This window comes from Mycobacterium sp. 23, assembly GCF_048287075.1.
Classification (GTDB): Bacteria; Actinomycetota; Actinomycetes; order Mycobacteriales; family Mycobacteriaceae; genus Mycobacterium; species Mycobacterium gordonae_B.
This window is the reverse complement of the sequence record NZ_JBLVUX010000005.1, coordinates 1,239,918-1,259,433: the sequence shown is the minus strand read 5'-3', so window position 1 is coordinate 1,259,433 and position 19,516 is coordinate 1,239,918. Positions and strand designations below refer to the sequence as shown.

16 protein-coding genes and 1 pseudogene are annotated in these 19,516 nt (G+C 68.6%); 6 read left to right on the top strand and 11 right to left on the bottom strand.

The annotated features are described in order from the left end of the window. Nucleotides 1-59: 59 nt before the first annotated feature. The 3 genes and pseudogenes from ACNQS7_RS06845 to ACNQS7_RS06835 form a co-directional block, all read right to left on the bottom strand. Nucleotides 60-3,524 (bottom strand): PE family protein, encoded by a 3,465-nt coding sequence (locus ACNQS7_RS06845; protein ID WP_418011971.1) that lies wholly within the window; start codon nucleotides 3,522-3,524, stop codon nucleotides 60-62. A 581-nt stretch (nucleotides 3,525-4,105) separates the two neighbouring features. Then, a pseudogene (locus tag ACNQS7_RS06840) lies at nucleotides 4,106-4,862 on the bottom strand (serine/threonine-protein kinase); the annotation flags it as partial. A 99-nt stretch (nucleotides 4,863-4,961) separates the two neighbouring features. Continuing rightward, nucleotides 4,962-5,864, bottom strand: coding sequence for a peptidylprolyl isomerase (locus ACNQS7_RS06835; RefSeq protein WP_055578341.1), 903 nt, complete (start codon nucleotides 5,862-5,864; stop codon nucleotides 4,962-4,964). Between the two features lie 43 nt (nucleotides 5,865-5,907). On the opposite strand from ACNQS7_RS06835, the gene ACNQS7_RS06830 reads away from it, so the two are divergent. The 3 genes from ACNQS7_RS06830 (at nucleotide 5,908) to ACNQS7_RS06820 (ending at nucleotide 9,476) form a co-directional block, all read left to right on the top strand. Continuing rightward, on the top strand, nucleotides 5,908-6,582 hold the full coding sequence (locus tag ACNQS7_RS06830) for an MBL fold metallo-hydrolase (protein WP_418011970.1): 675 nt from the start codon (nucleotides 5,908-5,910) through the stop codon (nucleotides 6,580-6,582). Next, nucleotides 6,579-7,838, top strand: coding sequence for a histidine--tRNA ligase (gene hisS / locus ACNQS7_RS06825; RefSeq protein ID WP_418011969.1), 1,260 nt, complete (start codon nucleotides 6,579-6,581; stop codon nucleotides 7,836-7,838). Before ACNQS7_RS06830 ends, hisS begins: the two co-directional genes overlap by 4 nt. Nucleotides 7,839-8,453: 615 nt before the next feature. Further along, nucleotides 8,454-9,476: an Rv2578c family radical SAM protein gene (locus tag ACNQS7_RS06820; RefSeq protein WP_418015916.1), complete on the top strand. Its 1,023-nt coding sequence runs from the start codon at nucleotides 8,454-8,456 to the stop codon at nucleotides 9,474-9,476. On the opposite strand, the gene ACNQS7_RS06815 is transcribed toward ACNQS7_RS06820, so the two are convergent. Then, nucleotides 9,473-11,041, bottom strand: a complete 1,569-nt coding sequence (locus ACNQS7_RS06815) for a purple acid phosphatase family protein (protein WP_418011968.1) — start codon at nucleotides 11,039-11,041, stop codon at nucleotides 9,473-9,475. The two genes, ACNQS7_RS06820 and ACNQS7_RS06815, sit on opposite strands and share 4 nt — an antisense overlap. Before the next feature lie 58 nt (nucleotides 11,042-11,099). Beyond that, nucleotides 11,100-11,945: a patatin-like phospholipase family protein gene (locus ACNQS7_RS06810; protein ID WP_418011967.1), complete on the bottom strand. Its 846-nt coding sequence runs from the start codon at nucleotides 11,943-11,945 to the stop codon at nucleotides 11,100-11,102. Between the two features lie 62 nt (nucleotides 11,946-12,007). Between ACNQS7_RS06810 and ACNQS7_RS06805 the strand changes: the two genes are divergently transcribed. Further along, entirely contained in the window at nucleotides 12,008-12,445 is a 438-nt protein-coding gene (locus ACNQS7_RS06805) for a hypothetical protein (RefSeq protein ID WP_055578347.1), read from the top strand. A 238-nt stretch (nucleotides 12,446-12,683) separates the two neighbouring features. Here ACNQS7_RS06805 and ACNQS7_RS06800 read toward each other — a convergent pair whose 3' ends face one another. Further along, the gene (locus ACNQS7_RS06800) at nucleotides 12,684-13,361 is read right to left on the bottom strand and encodes a class I SAM-dependent methyltransferase (RefSeq protein ID WP_418011966.1); all 678 of its coding nucleotides are present in this window, start codon (nucleotides 13,359-13,361) and stop codon (nucleotides 12,684-12,686) included. Between the two features lie 320 nt (nucleotides 13,362-13,681). Next, on the bottom strand, nucleotides 13,682-14,194 hold the full coding sequence (locus ACNQS7_RS06795) for a helix-turn-helix domain-containing protein (protein ID WP_418011965.1): 513 nt from the start codon (nucleotides 14,192-14,194) through the stop codon (nucleotides 13,682-13,684). Nucleotides 14,195-14,282: 88 nt separating this feature from the next. Here ACNQS7_RS06795 and ACNQS7_RS06790 point away from each other — a divergent pair, with 88 nt between their 5' ends. Both ACNQS7_RS06790 and ACNQS7_RS06785 read left to right on the top strand, forming a co-directional pair. Next, on the top strand, nucleotides 14,283-15,080 hold the full coding sequence (locus ACNQS7_RS06790) for an aldolase (protein WP_418011964.1): 798 nt from the start codon (nucleotides 14,283-14,285) through the stop codon (nucleotides 15,078-15,080). 12 nt (nucleotides 15,081-15,092) lie between these two features. Beyond that, the gene (locus tag ACNQS7_RS06785) at nucleotides 15,093-15,971 is read left to right on the top strand and encodes a dihydrodipicolinate synthase family protein (protein WP_418011963.1); all 879 of its coding nucleotides are present in this window, start codon (nucleotides 15,093-15,095) and stop codon (nucleotides 15,969-15,971) included. Between the two features lie 3 nt (nucleotides 15,972-15,974). Here the strand turns inward: ACNQS7_RS06785 and ACNQS7_RS06780 are convergent, their stop codons facing one another. From ACNQS7_RS06780 to ACNQS7_RS06765, 4 genes are read right to left on the bottom strand one after another with little or no spacing between them, the layout of a single operon-like run. Beyond that, complete coding sequence (locus ACNQS7_RS06780; RefSeq protein ID WP_418011962.1) at nucleotides 15,975-17,189, bottom strand: cytochrome P450 family protein; 1,215 nt, start codon at nucleotides 17,187-17,189, stop codon at nucleotides 15,975-15,977. Next, on the bottom strand, nucleotides 17,186-18,067 hold the full coding sequence (locus tag ACNQS7_RS06775) for a neutral zinc metallopeptidase (RefSeq protein WP_418011961.1): 882 nt from the start codon (nucleotides 18,065-18,067) through the stop codon (nucleotides 17,186-17,188). The genes ACNQS7_RS06780 and ACNQS7_RS06775 overlap by 4 nt, the downstream gene beginning before the upstream one ends. 42 nt (nucleotides 18,068-18,109) lie before the next feature. Next, nucleotides 18,110-18,613 (bottom strand): SRPBCC family protein, encoded by a 504-nt coding sequence (locus ACNQS7_RS06770; RefSeq protein ID WP_418011960.1) that lies wholly within the window; start codon nucleotides 18,611-18,613, stop codon nucleotides 18,110-18,112. A 10-nt stretch (nucleotides 18,614-18,623) separates the two neighbouring features. Next, a complete protein-coding gene (locus ACNQS7_RS06765; protein ID WP_418015915.1) occupies nucleotides 18,624-19,511 on the bottom strand; it encodes an oxidoreductase in 888 nt (295 codons plus the stop codon). Between the last annotated feature and the right edge of the window lie 5 nt (nucleotides 19,512-19,516).

The window sequence follows — 19,516 nt, the reverse complement described above, 5'->3', positions numbered from 1 at the left end:
GCCGGTCGGGTGCGCAGGACAGGTACGGGTAGCGGTGTCTGCGCGTTGCCCAATGCCGCCTAGGCCTTCGCGCCGGTTCCGCCCTTCCCGCCGGCGCCGCCGCTCCCGCCGAAGACGCCACCGATTCCGGTGGGCGGGTTACCAGGCGAGCCGCCAGTCGCAAAGCCTCCTGGCACCGCTTTTCCGTTGACGGAAATGCTGCCGCCGCGACCCCCATCACCCCCGGGACCGCCTTCTTCTCCGGGGGAGCCGAAGATTCCGGTACTACCGTCCGAGCCCCTGCCGCCGTTGCCGCCGTTACCGCCATTGCCGCCGTTGACCACACCGGCGCCCCCATCTCCGCCCTTGCCGCCTTTGCCGCCTTTGTACGCCTGCACCCCGTCGCCGCCGTTACCGCCGTTTCCGCCGTTACCGCCGATGTTGCCGCTGCCTCCGAGACCGCCATCACCACCGTTGCCGGGGTTGGGGTAGAAGAGGGCGACGCCGTCGCCACCGTTTCCACCGTTTCCGCCGTCACCACCATTGCCGCGGATGCCGGTAGCGCCGGAGGCTCCGACGCTGGAGCCCGACCCGCCGGCGCCGCCGGTTCCTCCGTTGCCGGCATCACCACCTCGCCCGCCGATGCCGCCGTTACCGTTCGGCGGCGTGTTGATGGTGACCCCGGCCCCGGGTCCGCCGTTGCCGCCCTTTCCGCCGTTGCCCCCGGTGCCGCCCACACCTCCGGTTCCGCCGGCACCCTGGATCCCGGCCTTGCCGACAGGGGCTGGCCCGCCGCTTCCGCCGGTCCCACCCTTCCCGCCGATGCCGCCATCGCTGCCTGTGCCGCCCTCGCCGCCGGCCCCGCCAGACGGCGCACCGAGGCCGCCGTTGGTGCCGTTGGCGCCGGTGCCGCCGGTCCCTCCGGTACCACCGACGCCGCCAGCCCCACCGTCACCGGCCCATGACCCACCCCGGCCGCCGCTGCCTCCGATCCCGCCCGTTCCACCGGGGCCGGCCGGCGCGTTTGGATCAGTCGATACCGCGCCCGGGCCGCCGGTGCCGCCGGTTCCGCCCTTGCCGCCGTTGCCCACCAAACCGCCGTCGCCGCCCTTGCCGCCGGTCGCACCCGTGCCGCCCACCGTGGTGGCTGCCGCACCCTGTCCGCCGTCGCCGCCATTGCCCCCGCTGACGGCTCCTGCGCCGATTCCGCCCTTCGCGCCGGGGGTGGATCCGAGACCTCCGATCCCACCGTCCCCGCCCTGTCCGGGGTCGCCGCCGTTGCCGCCGTTGCCGCCGGCGCCGTTGTTGATGCCCTGCACGCCGAGCTGGCCTTTGCCGCCGTTGCCCGCGACGCCACCGGTCCCACCTTGGCCGCCGGCCCCGCCGACCCCTTGAGCGCCCGCTTTGCCCGCCGGCGCGGCGCCGCCGAGGCCGCCGTTGCCGCCCGCTCCGCCGGTACCCCCTTTGCCTCCGTCACCGCCTCGGTTTCCGTCGCCGCCCAGGATCGTGGCGTCGGCTCCGTCGGCGCCTTGACCACCAGTCCCGCCGGACCCGCCGGTTCCGCCATTTCCGCCGGCGCCGCCATTACCGGCGAGTGCTCCGCCGGCGCCACCTTTCCCGCCGTCGCCACCAGCGGCGCCGGTAGCTCCGATCTGCCCTTTCGCGCCGGGTTGTGTCTCGATCGCGCCTTCGCCGCCGGGGCCTCCTTCGCCGCCGTTGCCGCCTGCCCCGCCATTGCCCACCAGGCCGCCGTTGCCGCCGTCGCCGCCGGCACCACCAGGTCTGCTTACACCGGCGAATTCGAAGCCGTTGCCGCCGTTGCCGCCCGCGCCGCCGTTACCCCCGGTCAGGGCAGCGCTGCCGGCGAGGCCTTTGGCGCCAGGAGTGGAGCCAGCGCCGCCGAGCCCCCCAGCGCCGCCGCCACCCGGATTCCCGCCGTTGCCGCCTCTGCCGCCGGCGCCAGGGCCCACAGACCCGTCACCGCCGCGCCCGCCGTCACCGCCAGCGGCCCCGGATCCGCCATTGCCGCCAACCCCACCAGCCCCCTGAAGGCCGGCCTTACCCGCCGGCGTCGCGCCACCGGCGCCACCGTCGCCGCCCTTCCCGCCGGCACCGCCGGCGCCCCCGTCCCGGCCGTCACCACCGATTCCTCCGTTGGGACCACCTTCGATGCCGCGAGCACCGGCGGTGCCGTTACCGCCGTCGCCGCCCGCGCCGCCTGCGCCGCCCGCCCCGCCGACGCCGTTCTTGCCGGCGTTACCGGTCAGGCCGCCGGCCCCACCGACCCCGCCGTTACCGCCGGCGCCGCCCGTTCCGCCGGCGCCGCCTTCACCACCCGTGCCACCGGTACCGCCGGGCATGGCCGCGGCATCTACTCCGTTCGCGCCGGCTCCGGCGGCACCGCCCGCGCCGCCCAGGCCGCCGTCTCCGCCCGGCCCACCTTTGCCGAACAGCAACCCGCCGGCGCCGCCCGCACCTCCGTCGCCCCCGGCCCCGCCCGTGCTCCCCGCAGTTCCGGCGTTGCCTGCGGCGGTGGCCGTCAGTCCGGCCTTTCCGGCCAAGCCGTTGCCCCCGGCGCCGCCGAATCCGCCGGCACCGATCAGTCCCGCAGCACCGCCATTTCCGCCGCTCCCGCCGGCCTGGCCCGGGTCGAGGGCCGTCCCGCCAATCCCGCCGTCGCCTCCGTCGCCGATCAGCCAGCCGCCTCGGCCGCCGTTGCCACCGGTGGCTCCACCACCTCCGTCACCGCCCGCGCCGCCGTTGCCGAACAACCAAGCTTGGCCACCCTGCCCGCCAATCCCGCCGGCCACCGCGCTGCCGCCGGCGCCCCCGTTGCCGAACAGCCATCCACCCACGCCGCCTGCGCCGCCAACCGCCGTGGCCCCTCCGGCGCCGCCCGCGCCACCATTGCCCGCCAGCCAGGCGCGTCCGCCCAGCCCACCTGATCCACCCGCCGTCCCGCCGCTGCCGCCGCTGCCGCCGTTGCCGAACAACCACCCGCCCGCGCCACCCGCACCACCCGGGGCGCCCGCACCCCCCGCGGCCCCTTGTCCGCCGCTCCCGAGCAGTCCCGCAGCACCGCCGGCGCCACCGGCCATTCCGGGAGTGGACCCGGCCATGCCATTTCCGCCATCGCCGTACAGCAGCCCACCGGGTTCGCCCGCTTGTCCCGGTGCCGTCGCGTCGACACCGTCGCCGATAAGTGGTCGGCCCAACAGCGCCCGCGACTGCGTATTCGTCGCATCCAGGAGCTGCCGTTGCACGTTCGCCAGTTCTGTCTGCGCATAGGCATTCGCCGCAGCACTGATGCCCGCTACGAATTGTTCCTGTAGCGCCACCAGACGGCCATTCAGTTGTTGAAAATCCACGGCGTAGTTGCCGAACAATGCCGTAATGGCTGTCGACACGTCGTCAGCGGCCGCCGGCAGGATGGCGGTCGTGGGTAGCGCGGCGGCGCTGCCGGCGGTCTGGATTGCAGCGGCTATCTCAACCAGATCCCTTGCGGCCATTGCCAAGTTGTCCAGCCCGACGTTCACCCACGACACGGCAATCACCTACTGTCTCGAATGGACACGACGCGAAGTTCGCTATCCGTCGGCCGACAGATTTCCGCACTTACACGATGAAAGCGGAGTTTAGGCGTCACGCTGACATCGCATCGGTCACTCCGGGCTCAAAGTTTGCGCCCGCAAACCCGTGTGATATTTGAATTCAATAATCTGCGCAATAAGCGCAGTCCGAAGCTCTTATTGCCAATTACGATCGCCTCGGAATATTCAACTCGCGGGCTACGGCGTACCAGAGACGTCTGTCGTGTCGACCGTGTCTGTGGATTCGGTCTTGCCCCTGTCCGACTGGTCCGCGGTTGTTTCGGTGGTCGTCTCTGGCGCCTGCGTCGTGGTCGTCACTGTCGTGCGGGTAGTCGGGGTGTTCGAACCGTCGTCGTCGCCACCGGCGAAAAATGCGACCAGAGCAGCGACCAGGACCAGCGCCAGTCCCGAGCCCGCGACCGTTGCGATCAGCATGGTGCGGCTTGCCTTGTCCGGGGCCGGCGCGTCAGGGCCCGACGAGGCCAGGTCGGTGTGTGCCTCGGGCGGCGGCGGTGGCGGCAACGCCATCCCGGCGCCCCCCAGAGCGGCGCGGGCGGCCTCGGCGAGTTCGGTCACCGTCTGGTACCGGGCCTCCGGGTCCTTGGCCATCCCGCGGGCGACCACCGCATCGAAGGCCGGCGGCACGTCACGACGGGTCGCCGTCGGGCGCGGCGGCGGCGCGTGCAGGTGGCCGGAGATCTGCTCCTCGAAGCTGTCACCGGGATAGGGCCGCGCGCCGGTGAGGCACTCATACAGCGTGCAGGCCAGCGCGTACACGTCGGCGCGGGGGTCGGTGATACCGCGAAAGCGTTCGGGCGCCAGGTAGGCCAGTGTGCCCATCGTCATTCCGGTCTGCGTCAGGGCCGTGTCGGTGGTGGCGCGGGCGATCCCGAAGTCGATCAGGTAGACGAAGTTGCGGGCGTCGGCGACCAGGATGTTCGACGGCTTGACGTCGCGGTGCACGAGTCCCACCTGGTGCGCGCTTTCCAGAGCGGCCGCGGTCTGCTCGATGATCGCGACGGTCTGCGCCGGGCTGAGCCGGCCGCCGTTCTCGGCGATGAACTTCGTCAGGTCGCGCCCCTCGACCAGACGCATATCGACATAGAGTCGGCCGTCGATCTCGCCGAAGCTGTGGATGGGCACGACGTGCGGGTCGTTGAGGCTGGCGGCCGTGCGTGCCTCGCGCCGGAACCGGTGCTCGAACTCCTTGTCCTCGGCCAGATTCTCCGGCAGCAGCTTGATGGCGACGATGCGGTCGGTCTGGGTGTCGTAGGCGCGGTACACCTGCCCCATGCCGCCTCGCCCCAGCAGCCCCCGCAGCTGGTACCGACCGAACGAGCTCTCGGCCACGAATCTCCTCCCGTAAGCCGCCGCCGACCCCGGGACCCTACGTTAGTCGAGCAGGATGGAAGTAATGGTCACATCCACCGCGGGTGGGCCGTCTTCCCCGCCGCCCGCGACCCCGGCCGCGGCGATCTTGTCCAGCGTGGCCAGACCGTCGTCCTGGATCTTGCCGAAAACCGTGTACTCCGGCGGCAGCGCCGAGTCGCGGTAGACCAGGAAGAACTGGCTGCTGTTGGTGTTGGGTCCGGCGTTGGCCATCGCGATGGTGCCGCGCGGATAGATCACGGGCTCCTTGAGCTTGGGGTCGTTGGCGGGGTACTGGTTGGTGGGGTATTCGTTGGCGAACTGGTATCCGGGGCCGCCGGTCCCGTCACCCTTCGGATCGCCGCACTGCAGTACCGACAGCGACGGCGACGTGGTCAGTCGGTGGCACTTGGTGTCCTTGAAAAAGCCCTGGTTGGTCAGGCTGGCGAAACTGTTCACCGTGCACGGTGATTCGTTGTTGGCCAGCAGCAGGCCCAGGTTGCCCTGGCTGGTCACCATGCTGACGCTCACCTGGGCCGGCTCGGTGGGAACCTTGCCGGTCCGCGGCGGCTTGACGGGCTTGACGGCCTTGTCCGGCGACGCGGGGTACTGACAGTTGGCGCCGAGGTTGGCCGGCGCCTTGAACGGCGGCAACGGCACGGCGTTGCCGAGCTGCACCGGCGGCAGACCCGCGGCCGACGGGCTGGGCGCGGCGCTGCTCGACGTCGGCGACGCCGAGGGGTTGGCTTTGTTGTCGTCCTTGCTGACGACGACGGCGACCACGACGGCGGCCACCACCGCCACGGCGGCGACCGCGCCCCCCGCGATCGTCAGGATGCGGCGCCTTTTGGCCTGCTTGGCGCGGCGCTCCAGCTGCCGCTCGAGTTTGCGCTTTGCTGTCGCACGTCGCTGCTGATTGGTCGGCACGGCCGCTATCTTTCCATGGCTCGCGGGATGGGAAACTGGGACCGTGTTGATCACCGGATTTCCGGCCGGATTGTTGCAGTGCAACTGTTACGTGATGGCCGAGCGGCCAGGCTCTGACGCCATCATCGTCGACCCCGGCCAGCGCGCTATGGGCCAACTGCAGCAAATACTCGACAAGAATCGGTTGACTCCGGCCGCGGTGCTGATCACTCACGGCCACATCGACCACATGTGGTCCGCCCAGAAGGTCTCGGACACCTTCGGCTGCCCGACCTACATCCATCCCGAGGACCGGTTCATGCTGAAAGACCCGATCTACGGCATGGGGCCGCGGCTCGCGCAGCTGTTCGCCGGCGCGTTCTTCCGGGAGCCCAAGCAGGTCGTCGAGCTGGACCGCGACGGCGACAAGATCGACCTCGGCGGCATCTCCGTCAACATCGACCACACCCCCGGGCACACGCGGGGATCGGTGTGTTTCCGCATCCTGCAGGCCGCCGAGAAGGAGGCCGACGTGGTGTTCAGCGGCGACACCTTGTTCGAGCGTTCCATCGGCCGCAGCGACCTGTTCGGCGGCAGCGGGCGTGACCTGTTGCGTTCGATCGTCAATAAACTGTTGGTGCTCGACGACAAGACCGTGGTACTACCCGGACATGGCAATTCCACCACCATCGGCGCCGAACGCCGGTACAACCCGTTCATCGAAGGCCTGAGCCCGTGACGGAATTCGTTGCACCAAAAGGCGTTCCGGACTACATCCCGCCGGATTCCGCGGAGTTCGTCGCCGTGCGCGACGGGCTGCTGTCCGCTGCCCGGCGGGCCGGCTACGGCCACATCGAGCTGCCGATCTTCGAGGACACCGCGCTGTTCGCCCGCGGGGTGGGGGAGTCCACCGACGTGGTGTCCAAAGAGATGTACACCTTCTCCGACCGCGGCGACCGCTCGGTGACGCTGCGGCCCGAGGGCACCGCGGGGGTGGTGCGCGCGGTGATCGAGCACAGCCTGGATCGCGGCGCGTTGCCGGTGAAGCTGTGCTACGCGGGTCCGTTCTTCCGCTACGAGCGCCCGCAGGCCGGCCGGTATCGCCAGTTGCAACAGGTGGGCGTCGAAGCGATCGGGGTCGACGACCCGGCGCTGGACGCCGAGGTGATCGCCGTCGCCGACGCCGGGTTCCGGTCGTTGGGCCTGGACGGCTTCCGGTTGGAGATCACCTCACTGGGCGACGAGAGCTGCCGTCCGCAATATCGGGAATTGTTGCAGGACTTCCTTTTCGGCCTCGACCTCGACGAGCCGACCCGGCAGCGGGCCACGTTGAACCCGCTGCGGGTGCTCGACGACAAGCGTCCCGAAGTCAAGGCGATGACGGCCGACGCGCCGGTGCTGCTCGATCATCTCTCCGATGGGGCCAAGCAACATTTCGACACCGTGCTGGCTCACCTGGATGCGCTGGGGGTTCGGTACGTCATCAATCCGCGCATGGTCCGCGGGCTGGACTACTACACCAAGACCACCTTCGAGTTCGTACACGACGGGCTGGGTGCGCAGTCCGGCATCGGCGGCGGCGGCCGTTATGACGGCCTGATGAAAGAGCTTGGCGGACAGGACCTTTCCGGAATCGGCTTCGGCCTCGGGGTCGACCGGACGCTGCTGGCGCTGCGCGCCGAGGGCAAGAGCGTCGGGTCCGCGGCGCGGTGTGAGGTGTTCGGCGTGCCGTTGAGTGAGGCGGCGAAGCTGCGGCTGGCGGTGCTTGGGGCCGAGCTGCGCGCCGCCGGCGTGCGCGTCGACCTGGCCTACGGTGACCGCGGGCTCAAGGGTGCGATGCGAGCCGCCGACCGCTCCGGCGCGCGGTTGGCACTGGTGGCCGGGGACCGCGATCTGGAAGCGGGCACCATCGGCGTCAAAGATCTGGGGTCGGGGGAGCAGGTGTCGGTTCCGGTGGATTCCGTGGTCGCTGAGGTGCTTTCGCGGCTGGGTTGAGGGCTTGCCCGGCGTTCGGTCCCGCGAGTGTGCGCGTGTTGCCAGCGACACGCCGTAGGTCGCGGACATTTGCGGGCGCTCGCGCCAGGGGTGCGGGTGGCGCGCCCGGCTCCCAACCCGCGAGTGTGCGCGTGTTGCCGGCGACACGCCGTAGGTCGCGGACATTTGCGGGCGCTCGCGCCAGGGGTGCGGGTGGCGCGCCCGGCTCCCAACCCGCGAGTGTGCGCGTGTTGCCGGCGACACGCCGTAGGTCGCGTACATTTGCGGGCGCTCGCGCCAGGGGTGCGGGTGGCGCGCCCGGCCCCCAACCCGCGAGTGTGCGCGTGTTGCCGGCGACACGCCGTAGGTCGCGTACATTTGCGGGCGCTCGCGCCAGGGGTGCGGGTGGCGCGCCCGGCTCCCAACCCGCGAGTGTGCGCGTGTTGCCGGCGACACGCCGTAGGTCGCGTACATTTGCGGGCGCTCGCGCCAGGGGTGCGGGTGGCGCGCCCGGCCCCCAAGTCGCGAGCGTGCGCGTGTTGCCGGCGACACGCCGTAGGTCGCGTACATTTGCGGGCGCTCGCGCCAGGGCCCACCCCCTTGACGCGACGTCGAACTCTTGTTCGAATGAAAGATATGCGCTGGGCAGGTCAAGCGGTGGCGGTCAACGGCACACCCGTCGATGACGGGGCATTGCCCGGCCTGCAGCGCCTAGGCCTCGTCAAAAGCGTGCGGGTGCCGCAGTTCGAGGGCATGACGTTTCACGAGGTGCTCTGCAAATCCGCGCTCAACAAGGTGCCCAACGCGGCCGCACTTCCGTTCCGCTACACGGTCAACGGCTATCGCGGCTGCTCACACGCCTGCCGCTACTGTTTTGCCCGCCCCACCCATGAGTACCTGGACTTCGACGTCGGCACCGACTTCGACACCCAGATCGTCGTCAAGACCAACGTCGCCGAGGTGCTGCGCCAGGAACTCAGGCGCCCGTCGTGGCAACGCGAGACTGTCGCACTGGGCACCAACACCGATCCCTACCAGCGCGCCGAGGGTCGTTACGCGTTGATGCCCGGCATCATCTCCGCACTCGCCGACTCCGGCACACCGATGTCCATTCTCACCAAGGGCACCCTGCTGCGCCGCGACCTTCCGCTGATATCCCAAGCGGCTCAGCAGGTTCCGCTGTCGGTCGCGATCTCGCTGGCGGTGGGCGATCCGCAGCTGCACCGCGATGTCGAGCCGGGAACGCCCACCCCGCAGGCCCGCCTGGCGCTCATCACCGCCATTCGCGAAGCCAATCTCGGCTGCCATGTGATGGTCGCGCCGGTGCTGCCGCACCTCACCGATTCGACCGAACACCTCGACGCTCTGCTCGGAGAGATCGCCGCCGCGGGCGCCACCAGCGTCACCGTGTTCGGTTTGCACCTGCGCGGCGCCACCCGAGGCTGGTTCATGGCCTGGCTGGCCCGGGCGCATCCGGAACTGACCAGCCGCTACCGCGACCTCTACCGTCGCGGCGCCTACCTGCCACAGAGCTACCGCGACGTGCTGCGCGACCGCGCCAGACCGTTGATCGCCAAGTATCGGCTCGGCAGTGATCCCCGACCGTCAACGCCGCCGGCCATCCCCGCGCCGCCTCCCGTGCAACCGACCCTGTTCTAGCCGCCCCGCGGCTTGGTCAACGTGAACTGGTCGATCGGGACAACCCCGCCGTACGGCCCCCGCACCGCGTAGTACGTCGCCTTGATCGACGTCTTGCCGCCCGGCGCACCCGGGTCGACGTCGAAAGCCACGAAACCGTAGGGGTTGTCGCGGTCACGAAACGCTGACCAGGGCGCGTCCTCCATCACGTAGATCGGCGGCTTGCGTCCCAGAGCGGAATCGAAGGCGCCCACACCGGTGATCACCTGGCAGCGCAGTTCGGGGAAGAACAATCCGTTGGTCGGGTGCGACGTGCCGCCCCCGCCGATGACCAGATGCACGGTGCCTTTGGTCACATCGATGACGTCGCTGCGGGTGTCGACCGGTATCGGCGTCCGGGTGTCACTTCCGAGGGTGCCGCGCAACGGGTGCGACCTCTCGTAGTGATGTTCGTGCCCGCAGACCACCAGGTCGACCTGGTACTGATCGAACAGCGGCAGCCACTCCTGGCGGATCCCGAGGTCGGCTCCGTTGGCCTTGGCGGTCGAGATCGCCGTCTGGTGCATGCACACCACTACCCAGTCGATCCCGGGGTCACGCCGTGCCGCCGCCAATTCGGCTGTCAGCCAACGCTTCTGCTCGCCGCCGGAGTAGGCGTGCACGTAGGAGTTGCCGCCGTCCTGATAAGCCACGTCGTCGTTGTTCAGGCTGATCACCCGCACCGCCCCGGCCGTGAACGAATACCACAGACCACGCAACTGCGAACTGGATCCTGAATCCGGCACCGCGAAGTACGTCTGATACGCGCCGTAACCGATTGGCCCGTTGCCCAATTCGTTCTCATGATTGCCCGCGGCCGGCATCCACGGCCGGTGACGGGCCGAGCGGCTGTTGTTGACTAACCAATCCGACCAGGTGTGGATCCGGTCGGCCGCCAGATTGGCGTAGCACAGGTCGCCGTTGACCAGGTTGAACAGCGGCGCCAGTCGTTCGATCGCCGCCGTGGTGTCACCGGCCGCCGGGGATCCGAGGTGGTCATTGACATACCTGCCGTCGGTCAGGGTGCTCAGCGTCGGTGTCGACTGGTCGCCGAAACTGGTGAAGCGGAACGGCTTTCGCCCCGCAGGCGCGGTTCGGAGGCTCCCCAGCTCGGGCTGCGCTCCGTCGTGCACCGCGGCATAGATGTAGTCGCTGTCCGGCTGCAGGCCCGTCAGCCGCGCGTGATTGACGCGAACCTCCGAGTTGGACTTGGCGTCTCGATAGGTCCGGGTTTCGGCCGCCACCGTGCTGCCGAATCCGGACGTCGGCGCGCCCAGCATCACCCGCGGGTTGCGGACGGCGTCGGTGGTATGCCAGGACACCACCGCCTCGGTGCCGGCATCCCGGCCGAACTGCAGATGCAAGCCGGCCACCGGTGGCGCACCGGTGCGATCCGGCTGGGACCAGACCCCGGCGTGACCTGACCGCAGTAACGCGGCCCCGCCCACCCCGGCGCCGACGCCGAGGACACCGGCCACCGCGCCGGTCGTGATCAGCGTGCGGCGGCTGAAGCCAGGTGGGTCTCCCTGTCCCGGATCGTCGCTCATGGGGTGCTTCATACCGGACCCGGGTGAACGCCGCCAGCACTGGCCCGCCGGTAGGCGTCTAGTGGCGGTGCGGTTCCAGCAATGCCGCCTGCCCGGTAGACGGCGGGTGCGCGGCCAGCCACTCCCGGGTCGCGGCATGCGAGCGCTCGATCAGCGTGGCCGCGTGCGAGAAGTCGGAGCCGGAGATGTCGACCGGACACAGCGGTCGGATAACGTGCAGCTCACAGGTGGTTTCGTAGCGGGAGATATCCGCGGCGAGCCGATGGTTGAGGGCGATGGTCATGGCGTGCAGGGCCATGTTGACGGCGGACTTGGGCGTTGCGGGCAAGTCGCAGGAGTAACCCGTGGGCAGCACCCACACGCGGTCGGCGCCGAGCGCAACCGCATGCGACACCGGTGTGTTGTTCACAACACCGCCGTCCATCAGATCGCGTCCGTTGATATTGACCGGCGGAAAGATTCCCGGAATGGCAGCGCTGGCGGCGATCGCGTCCACTGCGTCACCCGACGACAGCAACACATCGGTGCCCGAGACGACGTCCGTGGCCACCACGTGCAGCGGAATCGGCGCGTCCTCGAGCCGGCTGAACTGCAGCTGCTTAGCGAGAATGCGCCGCAGGCCGGAGTTAGGGACCAGGTGCGCCCGGCGCCCGAGAATGCCCATGAAACCCGACATCGGGTGGGCGGGAAAGACCTGTTGGCGGGTCAGCGACACCCACAGATCGGCCAGGCCCCGGATGCCCGCGGCGTCGGCCCGGGACGCGAGCCAGCCGCCGTTGACGGCGCCGACGGAGGTGCCGACGATGACGTCCGGGGTGATCCCTTCGTCGGCCAGGGCGCGCAGCATCCCCACGTGGATTGCTCCCAGGCTGGCGCCACCGGACAACACGAAGGCTGTGGGCACAGCTAGATGGTAGAGACCTTTGCCCGGTTTGGGCAGGTAACGAATCCGGTAGCGTTTCCGATATGACGAACGTGCACAAACTGGCAAGCGCGGTCGCCGCAGGCATCCTGGGCGCGGCCTTCGTGGGCTTGACCCCGACCGCCCTCGCGGACCCGACCGGACACCAGGTGACCTACACGATCACCACCACCGGAAACCTCACCGGCAACGTCCGTTACATCAACACCGATCCGCCCAGTCAAGGGGCGTTCGACGCGAACTCCTCGCAGTTTCTGACCACCGTGCCGGCCACCTTCAGCGCCGATCAGCCGCTCGTGTACACCGCCACTCTCGCGAACCCGGGCCAGTGGGCCTTCGTCAGCGCCAGCGGCGGCTGCCACTGGCCGGACTGCGGCTCGGGAAGCACGCCGGAGCTGCGCTGCGAGATTGCCGTCGACGGTCAGGTGGTGGACTCGCGAAGCGCCACCACCGGAGTCACCTGCTCGACGCGGCCCTGGTAGCCGAGCAGGCATCCCCGGCCCAGGCTTACTCCGCGACGTCGCCGACGACGAAACTGAGTAGCGAGTACGAGGTCTCCTCGTCGAAGAACAGAACTTCGTGTGCCATGGGTGCACACACCACCTTTCGCTCAATGTGATTGAGCCTCAATGGTGCAACGCGGGCATCGGTCCTGGGCAGCCTACGGACGGACCCAATTGTGGTCCTCCGAACGGCGTACGGAGCCGTCCACCGGATGGGTCAAGTCCGTGCGGAAACAATGAGCCATTCGGCGGAATCCGGGTCTTCGGTGTCCAGTGTCAGCCCGACTTCGTCGAGCAATGAGCGGAAGACGTCGACGCTGACCCGGTGAGCTTCGAAGGACTGCGTCAGGCTCTGCCCGCCGTACTCGAGGGTGAACTCGCCGAGAACGACATCGCCGTCGTTGTGCAGGATGGTCATCGTCTGTTGCATGTCGCCGTCGGCACGGTGGTAACTGCCGGCGGGTCGCCGGCCGAACCAGTCCGGCGGCCGCCACTGGATGATGGCTTTGCCGGTGGGATTGAGGTGATGGGCAACCGTGGCGAGCAGACCCCTGCGCGCGTCCACGCCCGGATAGTTGACCAGACTGCTGGCCAGCAGCACGACGTCGTATTTCTCGGGCAGTCGCAGGTCTTCGATGCGGGCCTGAACAGTCCTGGCGCCGCGTACGTGAGCGAGCATGTCGGCCGAGTCGTCCACTGCGGTGACCTGGAATCCGTTGTCGGCCAAGGGGTTGGCGATGCGTCCTGCTCCCGATCCCAGGTCCAGCACCGAGCCGCCCGGTTCCAGGTGCGCGGTGATCAGGTTGACTTCGTCGATCACCGACACGCGTCGATAGATCTCGACCAGGCTGCCGTCGGCGGTTATCGGGCTGGCGGGGGTGTTGTCCGTGGGCATATCGATTCCGAGCCTAGATGTTGGGCGGTTTGCTGACGAGAACCCGGGCCAGCGGGGGGCGATCAATTCCCACCGGTCGGCGAGCCGTTCTCAGTCGGCGATCTCGTCGACGATGAACGAGATCAGGCCGTACGTGGTCTCCTCGGCGGCGAACAGGTTTTCGTAGGACACGATGATTCTCCTAGTGAATCGGCAACTGGTATTTATCATTACACAGTGACGATTTATGTCAATGTGTAACGCTATTTTCCGTTACACATCGGTGCAATGTGTATCCCACGACGGGCCCTTGTTGTGTCCCCCGATCGGGGGACACCGGGCTACGGACCCGGGTCGGTGATGACGACGACTTCCGCGGGCTCACCGCCGACGGCCCTGAGTCGGTGGCCCACGGACGCATCGAAATAAGCACTGTCACCGGCGACGAGTGAGATGACGCGGTCGCCGTACGTCAACTCGACGGCCCCGACGTGCACGAAGATGAATTCCTGGCCGGTGTGCTCGGGATGTGGATCCTCAGAGGCGTTTGCCGTGGGTCGCACCACGAAAGGCGACATGGATTTACCGAGCAACGTGGTGGCCAGGGCCCGGTAGCGCCCGCCGGCCGGGTCGGCGCGGTCGACGGTGATCTGCTCCTCGGCGGCATCGTCGGAGAAGAGCCGGCCGACATCGACGTCGAGCGCCCGCGCGACCTTGAGCGCCACCGCGATCGACGGCGTGCTCTGGCCGCGCTCGATCTTGGACAGGTAACTCTTGGTCAGGCCGGTCCGCTCGGCCAGTTGCTCGAGGGTAAGGCCACGTTGCCGGCGCACCGTCCGCAGTAGAGCGGTCATTCGGCTGGGCCCCCTCCGACGCGGCATGACACAAAGTTTCCTATAGTGTTACTATTGTGTCACACATTCCCGATCGAGGGAGTCGTTGATGTCATCCACATTCACGCATTCGAAGGCCGAATTGATGCGGCGCGCCCAGCAACGCCTAAATGCCGAGAGCTCCGACTCACAGCTGAGCACCCGCCAGAAGATCGCGCTCACCTGCCGAGCCTTGTTCGACGCCGGCCATGATTCCGGTCTGGCCGGGCAGATCACCGCACGCGCCGAGCAGCCCGGCACCTACTACACCCAGCGCCTGGGCCTGGGTTTCGACGAGATCACCGAGGACAACCTGCTCCTGGTCGACGAGGACCTCAATGTGCTGGAAGGCAGCGGAATGGCCAACCCGGCCAACCGCTTTCACAGCTGGATCTACCGCGCGCGGCCCGATGCCCACTGCATCGTGCATACGCATCCCTTCCACGTGGCGGCCCTGTCGATGCTGGGGGTTCCGCTGATCGTCTCGCACATGGACACCACCCCGCTCTATGACGACTGCGCCTTCCTGGCCGAGTGGCCCGGCGTGCCGGTGGGCAACGAGGAAGGCGAGATCATCACCGCCGCGCTGGGCGACAAGAAAGCCGTTCTGCTGGCCCATCACGGGCACGTGGTGGCCGGCGCCAGTGTCGAGGAGGCGTGTTCACTGGCGGTGCTGATCGAACGCGCCGCCAAGCTGCAACTCGCGGCCATGGCCGCGGGTACCGTCAAAGCGCTTCCGGAGGAACTGGCCCGCGAGGCCCACGACTGGACGCTGACACCCTCGCGCAGCCGGGCCAACTTCGCCTACTACGCCCGCCGCGCGCTGGCGCGGCACCCCGACGTCCTGAACCCTCTGTCCGCCAACTGAATTCGAGGAACCGTGTCTGAGATCCACGGCATCATCGCCTACCCCGTCACCCCGTTCTCGGCTGACACGTCAAGCATCGACAAAGACCGGCTTGCCGCGCTGGTCGACCGACTGGTGTCCTCCGGCGTGCATGCGATCGCCCCCCTCGGCAGCACCGGCGAATTGGCCTACCTCGACGAACCCGAGTTCGACGCCGTCGTCAACACCACGATGGCCACCGTCAACGGGCGGGTCCCGGTTGTCGTCGGGGTGTCGGATCTGACCACCGCCAACACGATTCGGCGCGCTCAATACGCGCAACAGGCGGGCGCCGACGCGGTGATGGTGCTGCCCGTCTCCTATTGGAAGCTCACCGATCGCGAGGTCGCGCAGCATTACCGCAGCATCGGCGAGTCGATCGGGATCCCGATCATGGCGTACAACAACCCCGCCACCAGTGGTGTGGACATGAGCCCCGAGCTGTTGGTCACCCTGTTCGACAACGTCGACAACGTCACCATGGTCAAAGAGTCCACCGGTGACCTGACCCGGATGCGGCGCATCGCCGAGCTCAGCGACGGCCAGTTGCCCTTCTACAACGGCAGCAATCCGCTGGTGCTCGACGCCTTGCGGGTGGGGGCGTCCGGATGGTGCACGGCCGCACCGAATCTGCGTCCGCAGCCGTGTATCGACCTGTACAACGCGATCCGGGCGGACGATCTCGAGAAGGCGCAACTGCTCTACGACGACCTCAAACCGTTGTTGCAGTTCATCGTCGCGGGTGGGCTGCCCACCACCGTCAAGGCAGGTCTGGATCTGCTGGGCTTTGCGGTCGGCGACCCACGCGCGCCGCTGCTGCCGCTCGACGAGCAGGGGCGCGCCGAGTTACGGGACCTGCTGGCCGGGTGGTGAGGTTCAGCCCAGGATCACCGGCACTCCGTCGAAGCGGTTCAGCAACGGAATCGGTTGCAGGCGCAGCTCTTCGGGTGCGACTGCCAGCGTGAGGCCGGGAAAGCGGTTGATCAGTTCGCCGATGATGATCCCGGTCTCCAGCCGTGCCAGATGTGAGCCCAGGCAGAAGTGGGTGCCCTTGCTGAACGCGAGGTGATCATTGGGACTGCGGGTGATGTCGAAGCGGTCCGCGTCGGGGAACTGTGCGGGGTCGCGGTTGGCCGATGTCAACAGCGTCGTCACCATGGCCCCGCGCGGGATGGTGACGCCGTGCAGGGTGATGTCCTCGCCGGCGAAGGTGGTTGCTTCGGTGCCGCCGACCGTGCCGGAGTAGCGAAGGATCTCCTCGACGGCACTGCCGATGAGTTCGGGGTGCTGCTGCAACAGGCGAAGTTGGTCGGGGTGGGTGAGCAGCGCCGCGATGCCGTTGGTGATCACATTCGGGGTGGTCTGGTAGTCGCCGGTGATGAGCAGGAACACCATCGCGACGATCTCGTCGTCGGTCAGGCCGCCACCGTCCTCCCGGGCGTCGATCAACCCGGTGATGATGTCCCGGCCCGGGGCAGCCCGTCGTTGCTCGATCAGATCGCGCAGGTACGCGACGAAGCCCTGCATCTGCTCGCCGGCGCCGGCCGCGTTGTGGCTGAGCATCGCCTCGAACAACAACTCGATGAAGCGGTAGAACGTGGGCCGGTGTTCGCTTGAGACGCCGACCATTTCGCTGATGATCGTGGTCGGGACCGGCAGCGCGTACTGCCGGTGCACCTCGAGGCGCTGGCCGGGTTCGAAGCCGTCGAGCAGTTCGCGGGCGACGGTGCGGATCCGGTCACCGAGCCCCTCGATCGCGCGCGGGGTGAACGGCCGGCTCACCAGCTTGCGCAGCCGCAGGTGTGACGGGTCGTCCTGGTAGACCATGGTGTCGGTGGTCAGCAGGCGGATCGCCTCGGGCACCACCGAGGTGTCCTCCGCGGCGCCGTCGAGCACGCGGCGGATCCGCGGGTCGGTGACCAGGTCCAGACAGTCCCGGTAGCGGGAGATGAAGTAGACGTCCTGCTCGGGTGGGCGCAGCGCCAGCCGCCCTCGGTAGACCGGCGCCTCGCGGCGCATCCAGTCGTAGTAGGAATGCTGGTCCGCGTTGAACTCGGCTGTGCCTACCGTGATCGGATGCTCGAGCTTCACCCCAGATCGTTGGTGTTGAACGTGTCGCACTTATTGGGCTCGCCGGTCGAATATCCTGTGGTGAACCACTTCTGGCGTTGCGCGGATGAGCCGTGCGTCCAGGATTCCGGGTTGACCCGCCCGTTCACCTGCCGCTGAATGCGGTCGTCACCCACCGAAGCGGCCGCCGACAACGCGTCCTGAATGTCCTTGTCGGTCAACGGCTGCAGGAACGGCTGTCCGGTGCTGTCCTGCTTGACCGTGGACGCGTAGTGCGCCCACACCCCGGCATAACAGTCGGCCTGCAGCTCGGTGCGGACCCCGCTGCCGGTGGCGCCCTGCGCCCCGGACTGAGCGCGCCCGAGCACCCCCAGCAGGTTCTGCACGTGGTGTCCGTACTCATGGGCCACCACATATTCTTCCGCGAAAGGCCCACCGCTGGAACCGAATTGAGTCACCAGGACCTGGAAGAAATCGGTGTCGAAGTAGGCCGTCTTGTCCACCGGGCAGTAGAACGGGCCGACGTCGCTGCTGGCCGGCCCGCAGCCGGTGCTGACCTGGCCGCTGAACAGGCGCAGGTGGGGGCGGGTGTACTTCGGCATCAACTGCTTCCACACCGCGTCCAGCGAGTTGCTGGTGGCCACCACGCGGCACTGCACGTACTTGTTGGCGTCCGCGCCGGTCTTGCATCGGCTGAGGTCGAAACCGGGAGCCACGTCCTCGCGCGAGTCGAGCGGCTGCTGGCTGATCACGCCGCCGGGGTCGACCCCGAGCAGCATGGCCACCACCACCAGCAGCAGGCCGCCGATTCCACCGCCGATGGCCATCCGGCCCATCCCGCCGCCGCCCGAGGACGACGCGGAACTGGTGTCGATCTGCATACCCTCGTTGAAGGTCATCGGTCGCTCCCGGAATTAGAGTTTGAGCCGCGCCGACACAGCCTATCGCTGCTGCGCGGCGGCGAATCGGGTGTCGGTGTAAGTGCGCAGATTCCGCAGAAACCGGCGCAGCGCCAGGTTGAGCAACGGACCGAACACGGCCATGCCCACTCCGGCACCGCGGGCCGGCTTTTGGGCCATCGTCCAGGTGAGCCGGCAGCCGCCGGGTATCACGTCGACCCGATAGTCTTCGGCAAACGCCGCGACCGCTTTGGTGGAGCACTCGTTGAACCGGAATGCCATGTGCGTGAACGGTTCCCACGCGATGAACTCTTCGTCCCCGACGATGCCGCCGCGCATCTGCACGACGCGGGTGGTGCCGACGCCGCGCGGCTCCGGACTGGTCCAGGTGACCTTGGTGATCACCTTCGCCCAGCGCGGCCAGGACTCGGCGTCGCCCAGCACCTCGAACAACTGCTCGGGCGTGATAGCCAGATCGACACTGTTGCGAAAGCGGTAGGGCGCCGTCTCGATGAAGCTCAGGTCGACGCGTTCGCAGGGGTGCATACCTGCAAACCTAACCCGGCCCGTCGCTGGCGGCAGCGAGCAGCGGCACCAGCACGTCGCTGACCGGAGTGGGCAGCCCGTGCGCGCGGGCTTTGCGGACGATGACGCCGTTACGCAGGTCCCACTCCATCCGGCGGTGCGCCTCCCGGTCAGCCAGGATCGAGGTGCCCATGTCTTCGGGCACCACCCGAAAGGATTCGACGAGCTGCTTCACCACCTCGTCGCCCAGTTGGGCGCCCTCGGCGCGCGCGACCGCCACACACTCGGCCATATACCGGCGGCCCAGTTCGGCCACGTCGTCCCGACGGAACATCCCGGAGCGGCGGCCGGACAGCGCCATCAGTCCGGCCAGCGCATTGAGCAGCAGCTTGCGCCAGTTCACGGTGACGAAGTCGGGGTTGCATTCGACTTGGCAGCCCGCCTCGCGCAGCAGGTCGGCGAACGATTCGGCCGCGCGCCCGGTGGGCACCACCAGCGCCGCTTCACCGCGCAACCGCACCCAACCCTCAGGCTGGGTCTCGGCCGAGAACCACACGCTGCCCGGTATCACGTGCGGAGACGGCGAGAGCGGGGCGACCTGTTCGACCTGTTCGACGCCGTTCTGCAGGACGGCGACGACGGTGTTCTCGTCGCACAACCGGGCCAGCCAGCCGGCCGCCGCCTCGTTCTGGGTGGCTTTGACCGCCAGGATCAGCACGTCCACCGGACCGCTGACGGCGTCCGCATCGGTGTGCACCGGGCCCGGCACCACGATCGGTTCGGCGTCGTCCGGCCGCAGTTCGATGCCCTCCCGCGGGGTGTGGCCGCAGAGCAGCACCCGGTGCCCGGCCGCATGTAGCAGCGCCGCGACGGTCGTGCCGACGGCGCCGGGGCCCACGAGTGCGATATCGGTTGCGATGCAGC